The organism is Citrobacter sp. wls829 (assembly GCF_005280825.1).
GTDB classification, from domain to species: domain Bacteria; phylum Pseudomonadota; class Gammaproteobacteria; order Enterobacterales; family Enterobacteriaceae; genus Citrobacter; species Citrobacter gillenii.
On record NZ_SZWP01000038.1, the window covers coordinates 157,495 to 180,710 of the forward strand.

Below are 23,216 nucleotides of genomic sequence, written 5' to 3' on the forward strand. Positions count from 1 at the left end.
CATAATTCGGCATCATGATTAATGATATTTCATATCATGGATTTATGATTGATGTCCGTAATAAACAAAAATAGCGCCAGGCTACGTGATGAAGAACGTGCCCGCCTGATCTGGCTGCTGACCACTGATAAAGCCATTATTTCAACGCTGTTGGGCAAGCTTACCCTGGCTGAGCAATATGACGTCGGTACGCTTGCCGACGATATTGCTGAGGTAGGGGCGCTGGTGGAGCATTTGCCGCCACCCGATCTGGCCGATACCCTCGAAGCATTACCCTCCGAAGAGCGTCACGCGCTGTGGCGGCTGATCCAAAGCGACAAGCGTGGTTATGTGTTGCTGGAGGCGTCTGAAAACGTCTGGGACGATCTGATCGATGAAATGTCGGACCGGGAATTGCTCGACGCGCTGCAATACCTCGACATCGACGAGCAGATTTACGTGGTGCAGCATTTACCGCGTAACCTGACCGGTCGACTGCTGGCGACGTTACCGGCGGAAGAGCGGGCGCGCGTGCGCCAGGTGATGCACTACGAGAAGAATCGCGTCGGTGCGATCATGGAGTTCGAGGTCATTACCGTGCGCCCGGACGTGACGCTGGAGGTGGTACAACGCTACCTGCGACGGCTGGGTAAAATGCCGGAGAACACCGATAAACTCTTCGTCACCGACCGCAATAAAGTGCTGGTGGGCGAGCTGACGTTAACCCGTATTCTGCTCAATGACGTGCAACGCAAAGTCAGTGAGGTGATGGAAGACGATCCGCTCACCTTTGCTCCGGAAGATATCGCCGAGCACGCCGCGCGTACCTTTGAACGTGATAACCTGGTCAGTGCGGCGGTGGTGGACCCAACCGGCAAGCTGATGGGGCGTTTAACCATCGATGAGATCGTCGATGTGGTGTATGAAGAAACGGACACCGATCTGCGCCGGATGGGGGGCTTAAGCGCCGGAGAAGATGTCTTTGCCCCGGTTACCAAAGCGGTAAAAACCCGTTGGGCCTGGCTGGCCGTTAATCTCTGTACCGCATTTATCGCATCGCGCGTCATCGACGGTTTTGAACACACGATTTCACAGCTGGTGGCGCTGGCCTCGCTCATGCCCATCGTGGCGGGGATCGGCGGCAATACCGGTAATCAGACCATCACCATGATTGTCCGCGCGCTGGCGCTGCAAAACATTCAGCCAGGAAACCTTACGTTCCTGATCCTGCGCGAAATGAGCGTGGCGGTGATTAACGGGCTGGTCTGGGGCGGGATTATGGGCGGTATCACCTGGTGGTTGTACGATGACATGGCGCTCGGCGGCGTGATGACCCTGGCAATGATGCTTAATCTGTTAATGGCAGCGCTGATGGGGGTGATTATTCCAATGACCATGGTCAAGCTGGGGCGCGACCCGGCGATCGGCTCAAGCGTGATGATCACCGCTATTACCGACACCGGCGGGTTCTTTATTTTTCTCGGTCTGGCGACGCTGTTTTTGGTGTAGTCGGGCGTTTGCCTCTGACGATGCGTGGCAGGACCAGCATCGTCAATACCCCGGCAACCACGCCAATAGCCAGGTTGCCGGTCGACACCGTTGCAGCAACGGTAATCAGCATCACCAGCGTTTCGCTGACCGGCATTTTCGCCAGTGTCGCTGGCTGAATGCTGTGCCAACTGAACGTTTTCACCGCCACAATGACCATAATACCTGCCAGCACTGACATGGGGATTTTTGCCATCATGTCGCTTAACGCAGTGACCAACAGCAGCAAGACCAGCCCAGCGGCGAACGTGGAGACGCGGCTGCGTCCTTTACCCATCTCAACGTTAACAATCGTTTGACCAATCATCGCGCATCCGGCGATACCGCCATATAACCCGGCCAGAATATTGGCTATCCCCAGCCCCGTACTTTCACGATTTTTATTCGAGGGCGTGACCGTCAGATCGTCAACCAGTCGGGCGGTAAGCAGCGACTCCATCAAGCCGACAAAGGCAATACTCAGCGCGCAGGGCCAGATAATCGCCAACGTGTGCAGGTTGAGAGGCACCAACAGCTGCGTGAATCCGGGTAATCCACCGCTCAATGAGCCTTCGTCACCGACGGTAGGCAACAACTGCTCGCTGGTTACGGTGAAGACCGTCAGCAGCACGATGGCAATCAGCGGCGCGGGAATACTTTTAATAAACCGCGGTACCCACAGCACGATAAGCAGCGTCAGAACAAACAGCCCCCAAATCAACGGGCTTTTACTCCAGAAGTGCGGAACCTGAGCAAAGAAGATCAAGATGCCTAGCGCGTTAACAAAGCCGGTCATCACGGCCCCAGGGATAAAACGCATCAGTCGTGCCATCCCCAATACACCAAACAGGATTTGGATAACCCCGGCCAGCAGCACCGCGGGCAGGATGTACTGTACGCCGTGCTGATGCACCATTGGGCCAATCACCAGCGCCACCGATCCGGCTGCGGCGGTAACCATGGCCGGACGTCCGCCTAAAAAGGACATCGCCAGACACAGGACAACCGAGGCTATCAGGCTGACTTTGGGGTCTACGCCGGCGATAACAGAAAACGAGATCACTTCCGGGATCAGCGCCAGCGCCGTGACCACGCCGGCCAGTGTTTCGCGCATCAGCAGGCGGGGTTGACGCAGCACAACGCCGACGGAATGTTCCGCCACGGCGGCAGGGGATGAATCAGTCGCAGACATAGTTACTCTCAGGTCAGAAATGGCCTGATAACAGCAGACCGGCAGGCATCCGTGCGGTGAATAGCAAAGCGCTGCATAGTACCCGCCTGACGGGTAGGTTTCCAGAAATGATTGTCAATAACCGTATAAAGAATCAACCTATTAATAACATTTTTTAAAATTTAAACATAAATTATAAACAATATTTTATTATTTTTTACTTAAGTGTTACCGTTGGGCCGTTCGATTTTCACCTGCATGAAAAGCAAAAAGCGATACTAAAAGTAAGGCATTAACATTATGAAAAAAGTGACAGCCATGCTCTTCACCATGGCCCTGGGGCTGAATGTTGTCTCGATGGCGGCAAAAGCGAAAGCAGTGGAAGAGCAGGAAACGGATGTACTGTTGATTGGCGGCGGCATCATGAGCGCCACATTGGGAACCTATTTACAGGAACTGGAACCACAATGGTCTATGACCATGGTCGAGCGACTGGATGGTGTGGCCGAGGAGAGTTCAAACGGCTGGAACAATGCCGGCACGGGCCACTCCGCGCTGATGGAATTGAACTACACGCCGAAAAAAGCCGACGGTACTGTCAGCATTGAAAAGGCCGTTGAAATTAACGAAGCCTTCCAGATTTCCCGCCAGTTTTGGGCCTATCAGGTCAACAACGACGTGATGCATGACCCACGCTCATTTATCACTACCGTTCCCCACATGAGCTTTGTCTGGGGGGATGAGAACGTTAACTTCCTGCGCGCGCGTTATAAAGCCCTGCAGCAAAGTTCGCTGTTCCGTGGCATGCGCTACTCCGAAGATCACGCCCAGATCAAAGAGTGGGCACCGCTGGTGATGGAAGGACGCGATCCAAACCAGAAAGTGGCAGCAACGCGTACCGAGATTGGGACTGACGTCAACTACGGCGAAATTACGCGCCAGCTGATCGCCTCGTTACAGAAAAAACCTAACTTTGCGCTGCAACTCAGTACCGAAGTACGGGGTTTTAAGCGTAACGCTGATAACAGCTGGACTGTTACGGTTGCCGATCTGAAAAACAACGCAGCGGAACGCGACATCAAGGCTAAGTTTGTCTTTATTGGCGCCGGTGGCGCTGCGCTGAAACTGTTGCAGGAAACCGACATCCCGGAAGCGAAAGGCTACGGCGGATTCCCGGTTGGCGGACAGTTCCTGGTGGCGGAAAACCCGGATGTGGTGAATCGCCACCTGGCGAAAGTATACGGTCAGGCTTCTGTCGGTGCACCGCCGATGTCCGTACCGCACATTGACACCCGTATTCTGGATGGCAAACGCGTGGTGCTGTTTGGACCGTTTGCGACCTTCTCCACCAAGTTCCTGAAAAACGGTTCATTGTGGGATCTGCTGAGTTCTACCACCACTTCAAACGTTATGCCGATGATGAATGTGGGTCTGGATAATTTCGATCTGGTGAAATATCTGGTCAGCCAGGTCATGCTCAGCGACGACGACCGTTTTGCTGCGCTGCAGGAATACTACCCGCAGGCGAAGAAAGAAGACTGGCGTTTGTGGCAGGCGGGCCAGCGCGTGCAGATCATCAAAAGTGATGAAGACAAGGGCGGCGTTCTGCGTCTGGGGACCGAAGTGGTGAGCGACAAAGACGGCACGATTGCCGCACTGTTGGGTGCATCACCGGGCGCGTCAACGGCGGCACCGATCATGCTGCATCTGATGGAAAAAGTGTTTAAAGATAAAGTCGCCAGCCCGCAATGGCAGGCGAAGCTGAAAACGATTATTCCGTCTTACGGCACCAAGCTGAACGGTAACGTCGAGGCCACGGAACAAGAGCTGCAGTACACCAGTGGCGTTCTGGGTCTGAAATACGATAAACCGCAGGTGGCTGATGAAACGCCTCAACCGCAGTTAAAACCTCAGGCTCAACCGCAGCCAGAGCAGAAAGCGGTTGCGGATATCGCACTGTAATCGCATGGTTGCATGCCGGATGGCGCTGCGCTTATCCGGCCTACAACACGCTATACGTAGGCCGGATAAGGCGGTACGCCGCCATCCGGCACATTCTCATTTATCGCGCGACTGCGTCCTGAATCTTCTCTTCTGCTTTCCAGATACGGTATTTTACTTCTACGTTTTCCGGGGTGTAGACCACAATCGGTAATTTGCTGTTGTAACGCAACATACCGTCGTCACCTAAATGAGCGGTAATAAACTTCTTCTCTTTCTTGCCGTCCGGGCAGGCCATCATGGTTGACACCGGAGAGGTAACTTTGTCGAATACGTAGTAGTCATAACCCCAACCTTCCAGCGTTTTGCTGTCCAGTTCTCCGCCCAGGCGATGCTGGTTGCAGTCAACGTCCAGCGTTTGGCCGATCAGCAGTTCTACCTTTAGAGTAGATTCATCTTTCTCAGGAGTAAGCTGGATAACCTGGCGTTTCATCCCTTTGTCTGCTTTCGGATACGGGGCGACTTTTTCCAGCGGCTGCGCGGGAGTATCACTGGTTGCTGCCCATGCAGAGGTGCTGGCAAACGTGGCTAGCAGGATGGCAGGGACGATGGTCTTCATCTTATTGTTCACAGTGTTTCCTTTCTTCTGTCTTCTGAACGTGTTTGTCGCAGGTTAGCATATTCACATGCGCTATTAATCTAAATTTACTTATATTTAAGGTGTATTAATTGAATGTTTACTTATTAAGTAGAGACATGTGCTAAGAATTATCCTATTTTTAAGATTATTCTCTTGCGTGTGCATTCGCTGTATAGTTGTTTATATAACTCATTGAAATGTGAGTAAAAGCGCGTTTTTTTATACCAACCCTACACTCTTTTGATCCGGCAACAGCATTTACCCCGATTGGGGTATGCACCTCTAACACATCCTGAAATATCTTACTGTTAAAAATAACTACTCATAAATAGTGCGGTTACTTATTGTCGTTCAACCCGCTCAGGGAGAGCGTCATTTATGGAAGGACAATGTCATGGTTGATTTATCCCGTCGAGGCATGTTGACAGGTAGCTGGCGTAACGCCAGTACGGGGATCCGTCCGCCGTGGAGCATGGAAGAATCTCACTTTCTGGCGCATTGCCTGCGTTGTGACGCCTGCGTCCAGGCGTGTGAAACCGGCATCCTGCAGCGAGGCCAGGGCGGTTTTCCGAGCGTAAATTTCAAACACGGCGAGTGCAGCTTTTGTTACGCCTGCGCAGAGGCCTGTCCCGAATCACTCTTTCTTCCGCGCCACACCAGGGCCTGGGATCTGAATGTTACGATCGGTGAAAACTGTCTCGCCAATCAATCTGTAGAGTGCCATCGCTGTCAGGATAGCTGTGAACCCATGGCCATTACCTTTCGCCCCACGCTGTCCGGTATATATCAGCCACAGCTCGACAATCAAGCCTGTAGCGGATGTGGTGCGTGTGTCGCGACCTGTCCGGTATCAGCCATTAATGCGGAGTACCACCATGGACACTAACTGGCAGGTTTGCAGCCTGGTCGTTCAGGCCAAAAGTCAGCACATCAACGATATCGCTACGCAGTTACGTACATTTCCAGGTTGTGAAGTTGCACTCAGCGATGTGGAAAGCGGCCAACTGATTGTGGTGGTAGAAGCAGAACACAGTGAAACACTAATGAAAACAATTGAGTCAGTGCGCAACGTTGCGGGCGTACTGGCGGTGTCGCTGGTTTATCACCAGCAGGATGAGCAAGGTGAGGAAACACCATGAAACTCAGTCGTCGTAGCTTTATGAAAGCTAACGCCGTTGCGGCCGCTGCGGCGGCTGCCGGGTTAAGCGTGCCGGGCGTTGCCCGCGCGGTAGTCGGTCAGCAAGAAGCGATCAAATGGGACAAAGCCCCGTGCCGTTTTTGCGGTACTGGCTGTGGCGTATTGGTTGGCACCCAGCAAGGCCGTGTTGTGGCATGCCAGGGTGACCCGGAAGCGCCGGTTAACCGTGGACTTAACTGTATTAAAGGGTATTTCCTACCCAAAATCATGTACGGAAAAGACCGTTTAACGCAGCCAATGCTGCGCATGAAGGACGGTAAATATCACAAAGAAGGCGAGTTCACCCCGATTAGCTGGGATCAGGCCTTTGATGTGATGGAAGAAAAATTCAAAACGTCGCTGAAAGAGAAAGGACCTGATGCCATCGGCATGTTTGGTTCCGGTCAGTGGACCATCTGGGAAGGCTACGCCGCCGCGAAGCTGTTCAAAGCCGGTTTCCGTACCAACAATATCGACCCGAACGCACGTCACTGCATGGCGTCGGCGGTGGTGGGCTTTATGCGTACCTTTGGTATGGATGAGCCGATGGGCTGCTATGACGATATCGAACATGCGGATGCGTTCGTGCTGTGGGGCGCGAATATGGCGGAGATGCACCCAATTCTGTGGTCGCGCATCACTAACCGTCGTCTGTCCGATCCCAACGTCAACGTTGCGGTTCTCTCTACCTATCAGCATCGTAGCTTTGAGCTGGCAGATAACGGCATGGTCTTCACGCCGCAAAGCGACCTGGTGATCCTCAACTATATCGCCAACTATATCATTCAAAACAATGCGATAAACCAGGATTTCTTCAGCAAACACGTTAACCTGCGCAAAGGTGCGACGGATATTGGCTACGGCTTACGCCCAACGCATCCGCTGGAAAAAGCCGCGAAAAACCCAGGTTCCGATGCGTCTGAGCCGATCAGCTTCGAAGAGTACAAGGCGTTTGTTGCGGACTATACGCTGGATAAAACCGCAGAAATGACCGGTGTGCCGAAAGATCAGCTGGAACAGTTGGCGCAACTGTATGCCGATCCGAAGAAGAAAGTTATCTCCTACTGGACGATGGGCTTTAACCAGCATACTCGCGGCGTATGGGCCAATAACCTGGTCTATAACCTGCACCTGCTAACCGGCAAAATCTCTCAGCCTGGCTGCGGACCGTTCTCGCTGACCGGTCAGCCTTCCGCCTGTGGTACCGCCCGTGAAGTGGGGACGTTCTCTCACCGTCTGCCTGCAGACATGGTGGTGACTAACGAGAAGCACCGCGATATCTGTGAAAAACACTGGAATCTTCCGACCGGCACCATCCCGGCGAAAGTCGGTCTGCACGCCGTGGCGCAGGACCGTGCGCTGAAAGACGGCAAGCTGAATGTCTACTGGGTGATGTGTAACAACAACATGCAGGCCGGGCCAAACATCAACGAAGAGCGTATGCCGGGTTGGCGCGATCCGCGCAACTTTATCATCGTGTCCGATCCGTATCCGACCGTCAGCGCTCTGGCTGCCGACCTGATCCTGCCGACCGCAATGTGGGTAGAAAAAGAAGGGGCCTACGGTAACGCCGAGCGTCGTACTCAGTTCTGGCGTCAGCAAATTAAAGCGCCGGGTGAAGCGAAGTCTGACCTATGGCAAATGGTGCAGTTTGCCCGTCGTTTCAAAACCGAAGAGGTCTGGCCGGAGGAACTGCTGGCACAGAAACCGGAGCTGCGCGGTAAAACGCTGTACGACGTCCTGTTCGCCACGCCTGCGGTGACGAAATTCCCGCTGACGGAACTGGCTGACGATCAGCTGAACGATGAATCCCGCGAACTGGGCTTCTATCTGCAAAAAGGGCTGTTCGAAGAGTACGCCTGGTTTGGTCGCGGTCATGGTCACGATCTGGCGCCATTTGACGATTACCACAAAGCGCGTGGTTTACGCTGGCCGGTGGTCGACGGTAAAGAGACCCAGTGGCGCTACAGCGAAGGTAACGACCCTTACGTGAAGGTGGGCGAAAGCTACAAGTTCTACGGCAAGCCGGATGGCAAAGCGGTCATCTTCGCGCTGCCGTTTGAACCCGCCGCAGAAGCACCGGATAAAGAGTATGACCTGTGGCTCTCCACCGGTCGCGTGCTGGAGCACTGGCACACCGGTAGCATGACGCGCCGCGTACCTGAACTGCACCGCGCCTTCCCGGAAGCCGTCCTGTTTATTCATCCGCTGGATGCGAAAGCCCGCGATCTGCGTCGTGGCGACAAGGTGAAAGTGGTTTCCCGTCGTGGCGAAGTGATTTCGATTGTTGAAACCCGCGGTCGTAACCGTCCACCGCAGGGGCTGGTGTACATGCCGTTCTTCGACGCCGCACAGCTGGTGAACAACCTGACGCTGGATGCGACGGATCCGCTCTCTAAAGAGACGGATTTCAAGAAGTGCGCCGTGAAGCTGGCGAAGGTGTAACGCGTTATGTCCCGGTCAGCAAAACCCCAAAATGGCCGCCGCCGCTTTCTGCGCGATATGGTTCGCGCAGCGGGCGGGCTGGCTGCCGTTGGCGTGGTGCTGGGGTTGCAACAGCAAACTGCACGTGCAACCGGCGTGCGGTTGCGCCCGCCAGGGGCATTGGCTGAAGACGCCTTTGCCAGCGCCTGCGTGCGCTGTGGACAGTGCGTTCAGGCTTGCCCGTACGACACGCTGAAACTGGCGACGCTGGCCTCCGGGCTGGCGGCGGGGACACCGTATTTTGTCGCGCGCGACATTCCCTGCGAAATGTGTGAAGACATCCCGTGCGCCAAAGTCTGCCCAAGCGGCGCGTTGGACAGGGAGATCGAATCCATTGACGATTCACGCATGGGACTGGCGGTACTGCTGGATCACGAGAACTGCCTCAACTATCAAGGGCTGCGCTGCGATGTCTGTTATCGCGAATGCCCAAAGATAGACGAGGCCATCACCCTGGAACTGGATCGCAATATGCGCACCGGTAAGCACGCGCGGTTTATTCCGACCGTACACAGCGATGCCTGCACCGGATGCGGTAAATGTGAAAAGGTCTGCGTGCTGGAACAGCCGGCAATAAAAGTGCTGCCGCTGTCGCTGGCGAAAGGGGAGTTGGGACACCATTACCGCTTCGGTTGGCTGGAGGGGAACAATGGCAAATCGTAAACGTGATGCCGGGCGTGAAGCGCGGGAGAAAAAAGGCTGGTGGCGCAGCCACCGTTGGCTGGTGCTGCGTCGTCTGACGCAGTTTTTGGTGCTGGCAATGTTTCTCAGCGGCCCGTGGTTAGGGGTGTGGATCCTGTATGGCAATTACAGCAGCAGCCTGTTGCTGGATACCATCCCATTCACCGATCCGCTGATTACGCTGCAAAGCCTCGCCAGTGGACATCTGCCTGCGACCGTAGCGTTAATCGGTGCTGCACTTATTACGGGGCTGTATGCCCTGGCCGGTAAGCGGTTGTTTTGCAGCTGGGTCTGCCCAATGAACCCGGTCACTGATTTGGCAAGTGTGTTACGCAGAAGGTTTGACCTGAATCAGTCTGCGACTATTCCGCGCCATATACGGTACGTCCTGCTGGTCGTTATCCTGGTGGGATCCGCGCTGACCGGTACGCTGCTGTGGGAGTGGATAAACCCGGTCTCTTTGCTGGGACGTAGCCTGGTAATGGGATTCGGTAGCGGTATCCTGCTGATTATTTCACTGTTTTTATTTGATTTACTGGTTGTTGAGCATGGCTGGTGCGGGCACCTTTGCCCATTAGGCGCGCTGTATAGCGTGCTGGGAAGCAAAGGGGTGTTAACCGTGTCAGCAAAAGAACGCGAGAGATGTAACCGCTGTATGGATTGTTTTCATGTTTGCCCGGAACCGCATGTGCTACGTGCCCCGGTGCTGGATGAGCAAAGTCCGGTGCAGGTAACCAGTCGCGATTGCATGGGTTGCGGTCGCTGTGTGGATGTCTGTTCTGAGGATGTTTTTACAATAACAACACGATGGAGTTCGGGAGCGAAATCATGAAAAGCCATGACCTGATTAAAGCGCTGAGTCAAATGGCGGCCGCGCTGGCCCTGGTAGTGAGTGGGGCCGTTTGGGCTGCAAACGGAGTGGATCTGAGCCAGTCACCGGAAGTCTCGGGGACCCAGGAAGGGGCGATTCGCATGCCGAAAGAGCAGGAGCGTATGCCGCTGAACTATGTTAACCAGCCGCCGATGGTCCCGCACAGCGTTGACGGTTACCAGGTAACGACCAACACCAACCGCTGCCTGCAATGCCACGGCGTCGAAAGCTATCGCACCACCGGCGCGCCGCGCATTAGCCCGACGCACTTTATGGATAGCGATGGCAAAGTACTGGCGGAAGTCGCGCCGCGTCGCTATTTCTGTCTGCAGTGCCATGTCCCGCAGGCGGATGCTGCACCGATTGTCGAAAATACCTTCACCCCCTCGAAAGGTTACGGGAAATAAGAGGTCATTATGGAAAATTCTAACCGTAAACTAGGCTGGATTAAGCGCGTCTGGCAATGGTGGCGTCGCCCCAGCCGTCTGGCGCTCGGCACGCTGTTGTTAATCGGCTTTGTGGGCGGCATTATTTTCTGGGGCGGCTTTAATACCGGTATGGAAAAGGCCAATACGGAAGAGTTCTGCATTAGCTGTCACGAAATGCGCAACACGGTATACCAGGAATACATGGAAACCGTACACTACAACAACCGCAGTGGTGTACGAGCTACGTGTCCTGATTGCCACGTCCCGCACGAGTGGGGCCCGAAAATGATCCGTAAAATCAAGGCCAGCAAAGAACTGTACGCGAAAGCACTGGGGTTGATAGATACACCGCAAAAATTTGAAGACCATCGTCTGACGATGGCGCAAAATGAATGGCGGCGTATGAAAGACAATAATTCGCAAGAGTGTCGTAACTGCCACAACTTCGAGTTTATGGATTTAACTGCCCAGAAAGGCGTGGCGGCTAAAATGCATGACCAGGCCGTAAAAGAAGGGCAAACGTGTATTGACTGTCATAAAGGGATTGCACACAAGCTGCCTGATATGCGCGAAGTCAAACCGGGCTTTTAACAGGATGTAAATAATCAGGATGCTTGAAGCCAGAGAACTGCTCTGTGAGCGAGATGACAGAATACTGTTTAGCGAGCTGTCATTTCGCGTTAACGCAGGGGAATGGGTGCAAATTACCGGAAGTAACGGTGCGGGGAAAACGACCCTGTTGCGGTTGCTTACCGGGCTGGCTCGTCCTGATGCCGGAGACGTTCTCTGGCAAGGTCAACCGCTGCATCAGGTGCGGGACAATTTCCATCAGGAACTGCTGTGGATCGGACATCAGCCGGGGATAAAAACCCGGCTTTCGGCGTTGGAGAATCTGCGGTTTTTCCATCATGATGGCGATATCGCCCAGTGTCTGGAGGCGCTGGCACAGGCAGGTCTTGCCGGATATGAAGATATTCCGGTCAATCAGCTCTCCGCCGGGCAGCAGCGTCGTGTTGCGCTGGCTCGCCTGTGGCTAACCCGTGCCCGACTGTGGATCCTCGATGAACCGTTCACCGCGATTGATGTTAATGGCGTTGAGCGTCTCACCCAACGTATGGCTCAGCATACGGAGCAGGGCGGAGTTGTTATTCTGACGACTCACCAACCTCTCAATGTAGAAACCAATAAAGTGCGGCGCATCGCGCTGACCCGCGAGAGGACAGCACAATGATGTGGCGAATTTTCCGTTTAGAACTGCGGGTTGCGTTTCGTCATAGTGCGGAGATCGCCAATCCGTTATGGTTCTTCCTGATTGTGATTACGTTATTCCCGCTGAGCATTGGCCCAGAGCCACAGCTGCTGGCGCGCATTGCGCCGGGGATTATCTGGGTGGCGGCATTACTGGCGTCGTTGCTGGCGCTGGAACGCTTATTCCGTGATGACCTGCAGGACGGTAGCCTTGAGCAGTTGATGCTGTTGCCGTTACCGTTACCGGCTGTGGTGCTGGCGAAGGTGATGGCGCATTGGGTAGTGACTGGCCTGCCGCTGCTGATCCTCTCGCCGTTGGTGGCGTTGCTGCTGGGCATGGATATGTACGGGTGGCAAATTATGGCGCTAACCCTGCTGCTCGGCACGCCAACACTGGGTTTTCTCGGGGCACCGGGCGTGGGGTTAACGGTGGGATTAAAGCGTGGCGGCGTATTGTTAAGTGTACTGGTGCTACCGCTCACGATTCCATTACTGATTTTTGCTACCGCCGCGATGGATGCTGCCTCAATGCACTTACCCGTTGAAGGCTACATGGCGATTCTGGGCGCACTGTTGGTTGGCAGCGCAACGTTAAGTCCGTTTGCGACAGCGGCGGCGCTACGTATTAGCGTGCAGTAACTGTAGGCCGGATAAGGCGCAAGCGCGGCCATCTGGCACCAAGGTAATTTCATTTGTTTTGCTTGAGTCTGGTGACTGAACTATGTGGAAAATACTTCATCAACTGGCGATGCCCCCACGGCTCTATCAGATCTGTGGCTGGTTTATCCCGTGGCTGGCCATTGCCAGCGCAGTGGTACTGGTAACGGGCTGGATCTGGGGATTTGGCTTTGCACCCGCGGATTATCAGCAGGGACAGAGTTATCGCATCATCTACCTGCACGTCCCGGCGGCAATCTGGTCGATGGGCATTTACGCCTCGATGGCGGTTGCCGCGTTTATCGGCCTGGTCTGGCAGATGAAAATGGCCAACCTGGCGCTGGCGGCGATGGCGCCCATTGGTGCGGTGTTTACCTTTATTGCCCTGGTGACCGGTTCTGCATGGGGTAAACCGATGTGGGGAACCTGGTGGGTGTGGGATGCCAGACTCACCTCTGAACTGGTGCTGCTGTTTCTCTACGTTGGCGCGATTGCGCTGTGGCACGCATTTGATGACCGCCGTGTAGCAGGGCGTGCCGCGGGGATTCTGGTGCTGATTGGCGTGGTGAACTTACCGATCATTCACTACTCGGTAGAGTGGTGGAATACGCTGCACCAGGGGTCAACCCGTATGCAGCAAAGTATCGACCCGGCGATGCGCGCGCCGCTGCGTCTGGCGATCGTCGGTTACCTGTTACTGTTTGTCACGCTGACGCTGATGCGCATGCGTAACCTGATTTTGTTGATGGAAAAACGCCGCCCGTGGGTGAGTGAACTGATCTTAAAAAGAGGCCGCCAATGACCCCTGCATTTGCATCCTGGAGTGATTTTTTCGCCATGGGCGGTTACGCCTTGTATGTCTGGCTGGCCGTGGCGATGAGCGTTATCCCGCTGACGGTGCTGGTACTGCATTCCGCGCTACAGCACCGCGCGATTTTACGCGGCGTGGCGCAGCAGCGGGCAAGAGAAGCCCGCATGCGTGCGGCGCAAGTACAACGGGAGGCGGCGTGAATATTCGACGTAAAAATCGGCTATGGATAGCCTGTGCGGTACTGGCGGGCCTGGCATTGACCATCACGCTGGTGCTTTACGCGCTGCGTTCCAATATCGACTTGTTCTATACGCCGGGCGAAATCCTCTACGGCAAGCGTGAAACCCAGCAGATGCCAGAAGTCGGCCAACGCCTGCGCGTGGGTGGCATGGTCATGCCGGGCAGTGTAAAGCGTGACCCGCAATCGCTGAAGGTGAATTTCAGCATCTATGACGCCGAAGGCGTGGTGGATGTGACGTATGAAGGCATCCTGCCGGATCTGTTCCGTGAAGGGCAGGGCGTCGTTGTTCAGGGTGAGCTGGGCGAGGGGAATCATGTTCAGGCAAAAGAAGTTCTCGCCAAACATGATGAGAATTACACCCCGCCGGAAGTCGAAAAAGCGATGCAGGAAAACCATCGTCGCCCGGAAAGTGTGTATAAGGATAAAACGTCATGATGCCTGAAATTGGCAACGGGCTGCTGTGCCTGGCGCTTGGCGTCGCATTGCTGCTCTCGGTTTATCCGCTGTGGGGCGTTGCGCGCGGCGATGTACGGATGATGGCCTCTGCGCGGCCCTTTGCCTGGCTGTTGTTTATCTGTGTGATGGGCGCGTTTTTGGTGTTGATTAACGCCTTTGTGGTCAATGACTTTACCGTGACCTACGTCGCCAGTAACTCCAATACCCAGCTTCCGGTCTGGTATCGTGTGGCGGCCACGTGGGGCGCGCATGAAGGCTCGCTGCTGCTGTGGGTGCTGCTGATGAGTGGCTGGACCTTTGCCGTGGCGCTGTTTAGTCAGCGTATGCCGCTGGATATCGTCGCCCGTGTGCTGGCGGTGATGGGGATGGTTAGCGTCGGCTTCCTGCTGTTTATTCTGTTTACCTCCAACCCGTTTTCCCGCACGCTGCCGGACTTCCCGATAGAAGGGCGCGATCTGAACCCGCTGTTGCAGGATCCGGGACTTATTTTCCACCCACCGCTGCTGTATATGGGCTATGTCGGCTTCTCCGTTGCCTTTGCTTTTGCCATTGCAGCGCTGATGAGCGGGCGTCTGGACAGCACCTTTGCCCGTTTTTCACGCCCGTGGACGCTGGCGGCGTGGGTGTTTCTGACGCTGGGTATTGTGCTCGGTTCGGCCTGGGCTTACTACGAGTTGGGCTGGGGCGGCTGGTGGTTCTGGGATCCGGTAGAGAACGCCTCGTTTATGCCGTGGCTGGTGGGGACGGCGCTGATGCACTCCCTGGCCGTTACGGAGCAACGCGCCAGCTTTAAGGCCTGGACGTTACTGCTGTCGATCTGCGCGTTCTCACTGTGCCTGTTGGGGACGTTCCTCGTGCGCTCGGGCGTGCTGGTGTCGGTACATGCCTTCGCCTCCGACCCGTCGCGCGGGATGTTTATCCTGGCCTTTATGGTGCTGGTGATTGGTGGTTCACTGCTGCTGTTTGCGGTACGTGGGCATAAGGTTCGCTCGCGGGTCAATAACGCACTGTGGTCGCGTGAATCGCTGCTGCTGGGGAACAACGTTTTGCTGATTGCCGCCATGCTGGTAGTCCTGCTGGGCACGCTGCTGCCGCTGGTGCATAAACAGCTGGGGCTGGGCAGTATTTCGATTGGTGAGCCGTTCTTTAATACCATGTTCACCTGGCTGATGGCACCGTTCGCGCTGTTGCTGGGGATTGGGCCGCTGGTGCGCTGGGGACGCGACCGGCCGCGCAAACTAAAAACGTTGCTGATTATCGCTTTTGTCACCACGCTGGTAATGTCCGTGCTGCTACCGTGGTTGTTTGAGGATCGCATTGCCGCGATGACCGTCGTCGGCATGGCAATGGCCTGCTGGATATTTGTGCTGGCCATGTCTGAGGCATTTCTGCGTATTTCACGCGGCACGAAGCTGACGCCGAGTTACTGGGGTATGGTGTCGGGTCACGTAGGGCTTGCCGTCACTATCGTCGGTATTGCGTTTAGTCAGAACTACAGCGTTGAACGCGATGTGCGCATGAAGGCGGGCGATAGTGTCGGCATTCATGATTACCAGTTCACCTTCCGTGAAGTGAAAGATATCACCGGTCCTAACTATCGCGGCGGTGTCGCGATTATTGGCGTCACGCGTGACGGCAAACCGGAAGCTACGCTGCATGCGGAAAAACGCTTTTATAACAGCACCAGCTCGATGATGACCGAGGCGGCCATTGACGGCGGATTTACCCGTGACCTGTACGCGGCGCTGGGCGAGGAGCTGGACAACGGCGCGTGGGCCGTGCGTCTGTATTACAAACCGTTTATTCGCTGGATTTGGGCCGGAGGGTTACTGATGGCGCTGGGCGGATTGTTCTGCCTGTTTGATCCGCGCTATCGCCAGCGCACGCGTCCCCGCACTGCCGGGCAAGAAAAAGCGCCGGAGGCTGTATGAAGCGCAACGCACTGTTAATTCCGTTTATTATTTTTCTCGTGATTGCCGCAGCGTTGCTGTGGCAGCTGGCACGTAACGCGCAGGGCGACGATCCTACAAATCTGGAGTCGGCGCTGATCGGTAAACCGGTGCCGACATTCCGCCTGGAGTCGCTGGAGAACCCGGGTCAGCATTATCAGGCCGATGTGCTTACGCAGGGCAAGCCGGTACTGCTTAACGTCTGGGCGACCTGGTGTCCGACCTGTCGCGCTGAACATCAGTATCTGAACCAGCTTTCAGCGCAGGGCATTCGGGTTGTGGGTCTGAACTACAAAGACGATCGCCAGAAAGCTATTGTCTGGCTGAAAGAGCTGGGTAATCCGTATGCGCTGAGCCTGTTTGACGGCGACGGGATGCTGGGTCTGGATCTGGGGGTGTACGGCGCGCCGGAAACGTTCCTGATCGACGGTAAAGGCATTATTCGTTACCGCCATGCCGGTGATTTAAACGCCAGGGTGTGGGAGAGCGAGCTCAAACCGTTGTGGGATAAGTACAGTAAGGAGGCCGCGCAATGAGGTTTTTACTGGGCGTGCTGATGCTGATTGTCTCAGGTTCGGCGTTGGCCACTATCGATGTAATGCAGTTCAAGGACGAAGCGCAGGAGCAGCAGTTCCGCCAGCTTACCGAGCAGCTGCGTTGTCCAAAATGTCAGAACAACAGCATTGCTGATTCAAACTCGATGATTGCCACCGACCTGCGTCAGAAAGTGTATGAGCTGATGCAAGAAGGGAAAAGCCAGAAAGAGATCGTCGATTATATGGTGGCGCGTTATGGCAACTTCGTGACCTACGATCCGCCGCTGACACCACTGACCGTACTGCTGTGGGTGATGCCGCTGGTGGCGATTGGTCTGGGAGGCTGGATTATTTTCGCCCGCTCTCGTCGTCGCGTTCGCCTGAAGCAGGAAGAATTTCCTGACGATACCACACCGGATGGCACACGGGGTGGATGGTGGCTGTTTGCACCTGGCGTGGTGGTGGCGCTTGTGGTGGGTGCGGTGAGCTATTACCACACCGGTAATTATAAGCAGGTAAAAGTTTGGCAGCAGGCCACCGCCCAGGCTCCGGGGTTGCTGGAACGCGCGTTGGATCCGAAAGCCGAGCCGCTGAATGAAGAGGATATGACGCGCCTGGCGCTGGGGCTGCGTACGCGGCTGCAATCTGACGCCGGAAACGTTGAAGGCTGGATCATGCTCGGGCGTATTGGCATGGTATTAGGCAATGCCAGTACAGCGACCGAAGCCTACGCTAACGCTTACCGGCTGGATCCGAAAAATAGCGATGCCGCGCTGGGTTATGCGGAAGCGTTGACCCGTTCCTCCGATCCGGACGATAACCGCCGGGGAGGAGAACTGCTGCGTCAACTAGTCAGAAGCGATCATGCCAACGTCCGTGTGCTGAGTATGTATGCGTTTAATGCGTTTGAGCAGCAGCGCTTTGGTGAAGCGGTCGCCGCGTGGGAGATGATGCTGAAATTATTACCTGCCAACGATACCCGCCGCTCGGTGATTGAGCGCAGCATTAAACAAGCGCTGGAACAGCTGTCGCCGCAGGAGAAATAAGCGTGGAAGATGCCGGATGGCGACGCAAAGCGTCTTATCCGGCCTACTGATGCACGCAACTTGTAGGCCCGATAAGCGTAGCGCCATCGGGCAATATCTGGTTATTGCATGCCGCGTGTTTGTAAAAACAGGATGGTAGCCGCAACGCGAGAACGCACGTTAAGTTTGCGCAGCAGATTGCGAATATGCACCTTTACTGTTTGTTCGGAGATATTCAGCACTGACGCGATCTGTTTGTTTGACAGCCCCTGTGCCAGTTCATGTAATACATCCAGTTCGCGTTCGGTCAGCATGCTGAACGGATCTTCTTCTGCGCCAAATAGCTCACGTTCACGCAGGTAGTTGCTGACGCGTTCGCTGAAGGCTTTACCGCCTTTCGCACCGCTGCGAATAGCTTCGAGCAACACTTCCGGATCGCTGTCTTTCAGCAAATAACCGTCAGCGCCAGCATCAATTAAGGCATAAACATCGCTGGCGGAATCCGATACGGTAAGAATGATAATTTGTGCTGTGATGCCATCCCGGCGCAGCGCATTCAGGGTATCCAGTCCGCTCATACCTTTCATATTGAGATCCAGCAGGATCACATCCAGGTCAAGCCGGTTTGCCAGATCGATAGCACTCGCGCCGTCGCCTGCTTCGGCAACCACGTCAAATGCGCTATCCAGCTGCAGTAATTGACTGATTCCTCGCCGCATGAGTGGGTGGTCATCAACGATCATCACCTTAAAAGGTGTTAATTCAGGCATCTTCTTCTCCTGAGCACTCTTAATTTCGTTATATTTCGGGGCATGGGATAATCCTGATTTATCACGCAGATGATAAGGCAACGTGACCCTACTTTTTACAGGTGCAAATAGTATATCCTGACTCAAAAAGCTCTCATTGGAATTTTTACAAAGAATACTCTTTATGACTTGAATCAAGGTGCTGCCGGTTTGCGAGACGAAATAAAAAAACCGCAACGACTGGCGCTGCGGTTGCCTTTTAATTGCTGAGCGTCATCTTAAAAATGGCGCTTAGTTTTTCTCGTTTGCCAGCGTCATCGATTTAGCGTTGGCTTTGGTAAGCAGTTTCAGCGCAAAGAGCGCCAGCAGCAGTCCACCGATACCGAAGATGATGTCGCCCGGGACACGCAGCCAGACCAGTGTTTCAACGATATGCGAGTGAATCACTTCCGGAGAGCGCGCGTACCACAGCCCCTTATCAATGCTGGCCCATGACTGATAAATCCCTACCGGCAGCAGCGAGACAAAGACCATCCACGTTAAGCCGATGTTCATCAACCAGAATGCCCATTTCAACAGAGAATCAACCCAATGGTTGTCCGGCAGCAGACCACGCAGACAGAACAACATTAGACCAATACCGAGCATACCGTATACGCCAAACAGCGCGGCATGAGCATGCGCTGCCGTCAGGTTCAGACCCTGCACGTAGTACAGTGAAATCGGCGGGTTGATGGCGAAGCCCAGCAGGCCAGCGCCGACCATATTCCAGAATGCCACGGCCACGAAGAAGAAGATCATCCAACGGTAACGCTGTACCCACGGTGCCTTACGCGCCAGTGAGTAACTGTGTGCAGCTTCGATCCCCACCAGCGAAAGCGGAACCACTTCCAGTGCAGAGAAAATTGAACCCCAGGCAATGACGGAGATCGGTGCGCCAGTGAAGTACAGGTGGTGCAGCGTTCCCAGAATGCCACCAAACAGGAAGATGATGGTCGAGAACAGTGTTGCTTTGTTCGCCGCGCTACTACGAATAAGACCGAGACGACAGAAGATAAGCGCAATCACGGCGGTGGCGAAGACTTCAAAGAAACCTTCTACCCACAGGTGAACCAGCCACCAGCGCCAGTATTCAATAATGGCGTAATGCGTCTTAAAGCCCCAAATCAGGGACGTAGAGTAGAACAGGCCGATACAAATGGCTGCCAGGAACATCAGCATGATCAGACCACGGTTTTCTGATGGACGGGTGAGGGCAGGCCATAATGCACGTCCCACCAGCACCAGCCAAATCATCAGGCCGATAAACAGCAGCCACTGCCACATGCGTCCCATGTTGGTGAACTCGAGACCCTGGGCACCAATATAGAAGTTCTGTTTGGCATCCAGATAGCCCATTGCACCCAACCAGCCGAAGCCCAGCGAACCAACCACCAGAATCAGCAGCGCAACAAACAGAATATTAACGCCCAGACGCTGGAATGCGGGTTCTTTGCCGGAAATCAGCGGGGCGATATACAGACCGGTTGCCAGCCACGCGGTAGCAATCCACAGAACTGACAGCTGGGTGTGCCAGCTACGCAGTACGGTGTACGGTAAGATTTTCGATAGCGGGATGCCGAAGAAATCCTGGCCTTCCACGCTGTAGTGCGCAGTCATCGAACCGAGGAAAATTTGCACCATAAACAGGGCGATAACCACGTAAAAATATTTTGTGGTTGCGCGCATCGACGGTGTCAGCGTCAGCCGGAACAGCGGATCGCTGGCCGGGGAGACAATGGTTTCGTCTTCTTCGTTACGGAAATGGTACCAGACCAGGGCACCAATACCGCCCAGCAGCAGAATGACGCTGGCAATAGACCAGATGCCTAAGCTGGCACTTGGCGTATTACCCACCAGCGCTTCATGCGGCCAGTTGCTGGTGTAAGTGATGGTATCACCTGGGCGTTCGGTGGTGGCAGCCCAGGCGCTCCAGAAGAAGAAGGCGCCGAGATCCTGCCGGTCCAGAGAAGAGGAAAGTGTATTTTCCTTCATCGCATAGTCAACGCGCAGCGCGTGGAAATCAGGCGCGTCGCTGAACAGACCGTCATAATGCGCGGCAACCTCACGAATGGCTTTGGCGCGCTCCGGTGTAATAATGATGACATTACGCAGCGCGTCATAGCTATTATGGCGCATCTCCTGTTTCATCAGGCCGCCCGCAACCAGCTGTTGTTCTTGCGTTAGCGCATCGAACGGTTGCTGATATTTTTTCTCGGCGATGATGTCGCGTAAGGCAAGCGCTTCACGGTGCAGCCAGTCCGCAGACCAGTCAGGCGCAACGTAGCTGCCATGGCCCCAAACGGAACCCAGCTGTTGACCGCCAGATTTAAACCAGGCTTCCTGCCCATCCTGAATTTGTTCCCCGGTGAAAACCTGCTCACCATCCGTCGTGATAACTTGTGCCGGAATAGGCGGAGCCTGCTGATAAATCTCGCCGCCCAGCCACAGTAGCACGCCAAAGGACGCCAGGCAGATAACGAGAAGCGTTAGCCATAAACGCTTTGAGTAATGCATAACCTAACCTTTTTTATTGTACAAAGCCTGAGCCATCGCGACGCAGGAGGGGGAAGGTACTTTCCCCTGACATATCTTTACACATATAAACATGCATTTTAAATACAACTTTGTGTGTATAAAGAGGGTTATGCGTTGATATTGATTTATAAGTAAGTCGATGGGGCGAGTACGGAAGTGTCACTATCAACAGATAGCGTTAAATGTGTTTCTTAACGACACAAAAATTATTCAGTTATTACGTCACTATTTTTTAATCGTGTTAAATAATGCCAGGCACATTATTGCTAAGCAGGTATCCATCGAACACCTGCTCATCGTATTATTTAGCGCAATACACTCTCGCCTCACGAGGTGTGTAGATACCGATAGTAATAATACGCAAGAAAACATCCATTCCCGATTCCTGTACTTCGGTACGGATAACTTTGTCTGCACCACCACAAACAAGTGCTGCATCAATAGTTTGCGACTGGCCTATGCCGTGAACAAAAAAGCTCTGTTTGACCTCTTGGGTCGGTTTTTCGGCAATGCCGTTATTTATTTTAAAGGTTTGCTGTGCACAACCTGATAACGCTACAGTTGCCACTAATGCCATCATTAACTTTTTCATTTTTACCATCGTAGGGTTAGGATAGAAATGTCATGTTCTTATTTATTTTATTTCGCACATATCCGACCAGCGATTCATTCTGCTATGAAATGCTTAACGTTTAAGCAGGGTTTATTAAAGTGAAAAATTAATAAAATATTTGTGTCATTACTGTAATCTCGATTTGCTGTTTGACAACATTAATTAAATATCAACTTTAATGAGCGGCAATAATAAACAATGTTGATATTAAAGATGCAAGCAGCTGGAAGAGAAGTCAGCAGGGTGAATTATGCCAGGCACCGGCCAGGAAAGAGGGCGCTGAGTCCCGGCAAATTGCAGACATAAAAAAACCAATCGTAGAAGATTGGTTTTTTGGGGAATTTTGGTCGGCACGAGAGGATTTGAACCTCCGACCCCCGACACCCCATGACGCCGCTTTTAAAAGGCTGAGAGCCTTGCTATTGCTGGTGGTGGGTACCGTTTGACTGTATAAACAAACAGTGCTTTTTTAGCAAAATCTGCTCTATATACATCAATGACTTAAGTAGTGGTTTCTCCCCATGAGATATGTATCTAACCGGCCTTGATTTCACCATGGGGAACGACGACCCAATCGATATGGTTTTGCGTGTAGATCTTGGTCGACTTAGCATCGCTGTGCGCCATTCGTCCTTGTGGATCGATGCCTTGCTGATCGAAAAGGTGTGCGGCCAGCGCTCGAATTTCGTGAAAGGTTGGTCTTTCGTCCATCGCCATTTGGTCGCATAAACCCAGTTTGTCGCGCACCGAGGAAAAGGACCGGCTCAGGTAATCCGGTGCGATCTGCGTGGGGTGCGAAACCTCTTTACTACGTTTAACCTGCCGTTCCGGAATCCTGTGAACGATGAACGGGCTGGCCACATTATCGCGGCTATCGTCAATAATCCGTTTCAACTCCTCGCCTAGCTTCGCCGCCGAGAGAGGTTGTTAATCCGTTAATGAGAGAGATAAGCTCGCCGGTCATCAGAACAAAGTCAGCATCGAACCGCTGAGCCGCATCCTCACGGTCGATATCGTCGTTTTGTTCTTTCAGCTCATCAGAGAACTTAAGGCGCTTGATGCTGCCGTCATCGCAAAGAACGAACTGAATGCGCTGTTGCCAGTCGATAGACAGCTTTGTAACTACTTTGCCAGCTTCCAGATGCACATGAATTTCGTCGCTGACCAGAGCCTGTTTTTTAAAGCGTCCGATACCGCCATTTTCAAGAATGGCTTTCAGTTCGGCTTCATCACCCAGGCCAAAGCCAGCAGGCGCACTACCAGAACGAACCCAGTCGGTCATAGTTAGTTCGATCGGCGCTTCCATAGTCAGCGGTACCACCGGGAGAGAACCGAGAGTTTTACGAAGCAGGGCCAGTGAGTCTTCGGCACGTTTGGCGCTGGCAGCATCAACCATGATCAGACCGTCGGTGATGTTGATCCACAAACTAAGGAAGGTGCGAACAAGTTCCTGAT

General features: G+C 54.0%; 23 protein-coding genes and 1 pseudogene. 17 read left to right on the forward strand and 7 right to left on the reverse strand.

Annotated features, from left to right (window positions below):
• Positions 1–51: 51 nt before the first annotated feature.
• Complete coding sequence (gene mgtE, locus FDW88_RS05200) at positions 52–1,488, forward strand: magnesium transporter (protein WP_137362153.1); 1,437 nt, start codon at positions 52–54, stop codon at positions 1,486–1,488.
• Here mgtE and FDW88_RS05205 read toward each other — a convergent pair.
• Positions 1,451–2,698, reverse strand: a complete 1,248-nt coding sequence (locus tag FDW88_RS05205) for a SulP family inorganic anion transporter (RefSeq protein ID WP_137362154.1) — start codon at positions 2,696–2,698, stop codon at positions 1,451–1,453. The genes mgtE and FDW88_RS05205 overlap by 38 nt on opposite strands.
• A 279-nt stretch (positions 2,699–2,977) precedes the next feature.
• On the opposite strand from FDW88_RS05205, the gene mqo reads away from it, so the two are divergent.
• Positions 2,978–4,639 (forward strand): malate dehydrogenase (quinone), encoded by a 1,662-nt coding sequence (gene mqo, locus FDW88_RS05210; protein WP_135911709.1) that lies wholly within the window; start codon positions 2,978–2,980, stop codon positions 4,637–4,639.
• Between the two features lie 100 nt (positions 4,640–4,739).
• Here the strand turns inward: mqo and eco are convergent, their stop codons facing one another.
• On the reverse strand, positions 4,740–5,237 hold the full coding sequence (eco, locus tag FDW88_RS05215) for a serine protease inhibitor ecotin (protein ID WP_096759370.1): 498 nt from the start codon (positions 5,235–5,237) through the stop codon (positions 4,740–4,742).
• A 415-nt stretch (positions 5,238–5,652) separates the two neighbouring features.
• Here eco and napF point away from each other — a divergent pair, with 415 nt between their 5' ends.
• The 15 genes from napF (at position 5,653) to FDW88_RS05290 (ending at position 17,843) form a co-directional block, all read left to right on the forward strand.
• Entirely contained in the window at positions 5,653–6,144 is a 492-nt protein-coding gene (gene napF / locus FDW88_RS05220; RefSeq protein WP_096756428.1) for a ferredoxin-type protein NapF, read from the forward strand.
• Positions 6,134–6,397 carry a chaperone NapD gene (gene napD, locus FDW88_RS05225; RefSeq protein ID WP_096756429.1) on the forward strand — a complete coding sequence of 88 codons (264 nt, stop codon included), beginning with the start codon at positions 6,134–6,136 and terminating at the stop codon, positions 6,395–6,397. Before napF ends, napD begins: the two co-directional genes overlap by 11 nt.
• Positions 6,394–8,880, forward strand: a complete 2,487-nt coding sequence (napA, locus tag FDW88_RS05230; protein WP_096756430.1) for a nitrate reductase catalytic subunit NapA — start codon at positions 6,394–6,396, stop codon at positions 8,878–8,880. The genes napD and napA overlap by 4 nt, the downstream gene beginning before the upstream one ends.
• A 6-nt stretch (positions 8,881–8,886) precedes the next feature.
• Positions 8,887–9,582 (forward strand): ferredoxin-type protein NapG, encoded by a 696-nt coding sequence (napG, locus tag FDW88_RS05235; protein WP_115257949.1) that lies wholly within the window; start codon positions 8,887–8,889, stop codon positions 9,580–9,582.
• On the forward strand, positions 9,569–10,432 hold the full coding sequence (napH, locus tag FDW88_RS05240; RefSeq protein WP_137362155.1) for a quinol dehydrogenase ferredoxin subunit NapH: 864 nt from the start codon (positions 9,569–9,571) through the stop codon (positions 10,430–10,432). The genes napG and napH overlap by 14 nt, the downstream gene beginning before the upstream one ends.
• Positions 10,429–10,878, forward strand: a complete 450-nt coding sequence (napB, locus tag FDW88_RS05245; RefSeq protein WP_096756433.1) for a nitrate reductase cytochrome c-type subunit — start codon at positions 10,429–10,431, stop codon at positions 10,876–10,878. The genes napH and napB overlap by 4 nt, the downstream gene beginning before the upstream one ends.
• Before the next feature lie 9 nt (positions 10,879–10,887).
• Positions 10,888–11,490 (forward strand): cytochrome c-type protein NapC, encoded by a 603-nt coding sequence (gene napC, locus FDW88_RS05250; RefSeq protein WP_137362156.1) that lies wholly within the window; start codon positions 10,888–10,890, stop codon positions 11,488–11,490.
• Between the two features lie 13 nt (positions 11,491–11,503).
• On the forward strand, positions 11,504–12,130 hold the full coding sequence (ccmA, locus tag FDW88_RS05255) for a cytochrome c biogenesis heme-transporting ATPase CcmA (RefSeq protein WP_096756435.1): 627 nt from the start codon (positions 11,504–11,506) through the stop codon (positions 12,128–12,130).
• Complete coding sequence (gene ccmB, locus FDW88_RS05260) at positions 12,127–12,786, forward strand: heme exporter protein CcmB (RefSeq protein WP_045445367.1); 660 nt, start codon at positions 12,127–12,129, stop codon at positions 12,784–12,786. Before ccmA ends, ccmB begins: the two co-directional genes overlap by 4 nt.
• A gap of 82 nt (positions 12,787–12,868) precedes the next feature.
• Positions 12,869–13,606 carry a heme ABC transporter permease gene (locus FDW88_RS05265; RefSeq protein ID WP_096756436.1) on the forward strand — a complete coding sequence of 246 codons (738 nt, stop codon included), beginning with the start codon at positions 12,869–12,871 and terminating at the stop codon, positions 13,604–13,606.
• A complete protein-coding gene (gene ccmD, locus FDW88_RS05270; protein WP_096756437.1) occupies positions 13,603–13,815 on the forward strand; it encodes a heme exporter protein CcmD in 213 nt (70 codons plus the stop codon). Before FDW88_RS05265 ends, ccmD begins: the two co-directional genes overlap by 4 nt.
• Positions 13,812–14,291, forward strand: coding sequence for a cytochrome c maturation protein CcmE (gene ccmE, locus FDW88_RS05275; protein ID WP_096756438.1), 480 nt, complete (start codon positions 13,812–13,814; stop codon positions 14,289–14,291). The genes ccmD and ccmE overlap by 4 nt, the downstream gene beginning before the upstream one ends.
• Positions 14,288–16,243, forward strand: coding sequence for a heme lyase CcmF/NrfE family subunit (locus tag FDW88_RS05280; RefSeq protein WP_115257952.1), 1,956 nt, complete (start codon positions 14,288–14,290; stop codon positions 16,241–16,243). Before ccmE ends, FDW88_RS05280 begins: the two co-directional genes overlap by 4 nt.
• Positions 16,240–16,797 (forward strand): thiol:disulfide interchange protein DsbE, encoded by a 558-nt coding sequence (gene dsbE / locus FDW88_RS05285; RefSeq protein ID WP_096756440.1) that lies wholly within the window; start codon positions 16,240–16,242, stop codon positions 16,795–16,797. Before FDW88_RS05280 ends, dsbE begins: the two co-directional genes overlap by 4 nt.
• The gene (locus FDW88_RS05290) at positions 16,794–17,843 is read left to right on the forward strand and encodes a cytochrome c-type biogenesis protein CcmH (protein WP_117343445.1); all 1,050 of its coding nucleotides are present in this window, start codon (positions 16,794–16,796) and stop codon (positions 17,841–17,843) included. Before dsbE ends, FDW88_RS05290 begins: the two co-directional genes overlap by 4 nt.
• Before the next feature lie 101 nt (positions 17,844–17,944).
• Here the strand turns inward: FDW88_RS05290 and narP are convergent, their stop codons facing one another.
• The 5 genes and pseudogenes from narP to rdgC form a co-directional block, all read right to left on the reverse strand.
• Entirely contained in the window at positions 17,945–18,592 is a 648-nt protein-coding gene (gene narP, locus FDW88_RS05295) for a nitrate/nitrite response regulator protein NarP (protein WP_115257955.1), read from the reverse strand.
• A 270-nt stretch (positions 18,593–18,862) separates the two neighbouring features.
• Complete coding sequence (locus FDW88_RS05300; protein ID WP_135911714.1) at positions 18,863–21,127, reverse strand: nitric-oxide reductase large subunit; 2,265 nt, start codon at positions 21,125–21,127, stop codon at positions 18,863–18,865.
• Positions 21,128–21,449: 322 nt separating this feature from the next.
• Positions 21,450–21,740, reverse strand: a complete 291-nt coding sequence (locus tag FDW88_RS05305) for a Bor family protein (protein ID WP_137362157.1) — start codon at positions 21,738–21,740, stop codon at positions 21,450–21,452.
• A 555-nt stretch (positions 21,741–22,295) separates the two neighbouring features.
• Positions 22,296–22,676: pseudogene (locus tag FDW88_RS05310) on the reverse strand (recombinase); the annotation flags it as partial.
• The coding region (gene rdgC, locus FDW88_RS05315) for a recombination-associated protein RdgC (RefSeq protein ID WP_170974153.1) at positions 22,639–23,216 on the reverse strand (578 nt) is incomplete at its 5' end. The pseudogene FDW88_RS05310 and the gene rdgC, both read right to left, overlap by 38 nt.

Coding starts and splice junctions, on each gene's coding strand:
- napA (WP_096756430.1), top strand. CDS start 6,394: ATGAAACTCAGTCGTCGTAGCTTTATGAAAGCTAACGCCGTTGCGGCC.
- napH (WP_137362155.1), top strand. CDS start 9,569: ATGGCAAATCGTAAACGTGATGCCGGGCGTGAAGCGCGGGAGAAAAAA.
- FDW88_RS05265 (WP_096756436.1), top strand. CDS start 12,869: ATGTGGAAAATACTTCATCAACTGGCGATGCCCCCACGGCTCTATCAG.
- napD (WP_096756429.1), top strand. CDS start 6,134: ATGGACACTAACTGGCAGGTTTGCAGCCTGGTCGTTCAGGCCAAAAGT.
- napG (WP_115257949.1), top strand. CDS start 8,887: ATGTCCCGGTCAGCAAAACCCCAAAATGGCCGCCGCCGCTTTCTGCGC.
- FDW88_RS05300 (WP_135911714.1), bottom strand. CDS start 21,127: ATGCATTACTCAAAGCGTTTATGGCTAACGCTTCTCGTTATCTGCCTG.
- FDW88_RS05290 (WP_117343445.1), top strand. CDS start 16,794: ATGAGGTTTTTACTGGGCGTGCTGATGCTGATTGTCTCAGGTTCGGCG.
- ccmB (WP_045445367.1), top strand. CDS start 12,127: ATGATGTGGCGAATTTTCCGTTTAGAACTGCGGGTTGCGTTTCGTCAT.
- FDW88_RS05205 (WP_137362154.1), bottom strand. CDS start 2,698: ATGTCTGCGACTGATTCATCCCCTGCCGCCGTGGCGGAACATTCCGTC.
- napB (WP_096756433.1), top strand. CDS start 10,429: ATGAAAAGCCATGACCTGATTAAAGCGCTGAGTCAAATGGCGGCCGCG.
- eco (WP_096759370.1), bottom strand. CDS start 5,237: ATGAAGACCATCGTCCCTGCCATCCTGCTAGCCACGTTTGCCAGCACC.
- mgtE (WP_137362153.1), top strand. CDS start 52: ATGTCCGTAATAAACAAAAATAGCGCCAGGCTACGTGATGAAGAACGT.
- dsbE (WP_096756440.1), top strand. CDS start 16,240: ATGAAGCGCAACGCACTGTTAATTCCGTTTATTATTTTTCTCGTGATT.
- FDW88_RS05305 (WP_137362157.1), bottom strand. CDS start 21,740: ATGAAAAAGTTAATGATGGCATTAGTGGCAACTGTAGCGTTATCAGGT.
- napF (WP_096756428.1), top strand. CDS start 5,653: ATGGTTGATTTATCCCGTCGAGGCATGTTGACAGGTAGCTGGCGTAAC.
- narP (WP_115257955.1), bottom strand. CDS start 18,592: ATGCCTGAATTAACACCTTTTAAGGTGATGATCGTTGATGACCACCCA.
- mqo (WP_135911709.1), top strand. CDS start 2,978: ATGAAAAAAGTGACAGCCATGCTCTTCACCATGGCCCTGGGGCTGAAT.
- ccmD (WP_096756437.1), top strand. CDS start 13,603: ATGACCCCTGCATTTGCATCCTGGAGTGATTTTTTCGCCATGGGCGGT.
- FDW88_RS05280 (WP_115257952.1), top strand. CDS start 14,288: ATGATGCCTGAAATTGGCAACGGGCTGCTGTGCCTGGCGCTTGGCGTC.
- napC (WP_137362156.1), top strand. CDS start 10,888: ATGGAAAATTCTAACCGTAAACTAGGCTGGATTAAGCGCGTCTGGCAA.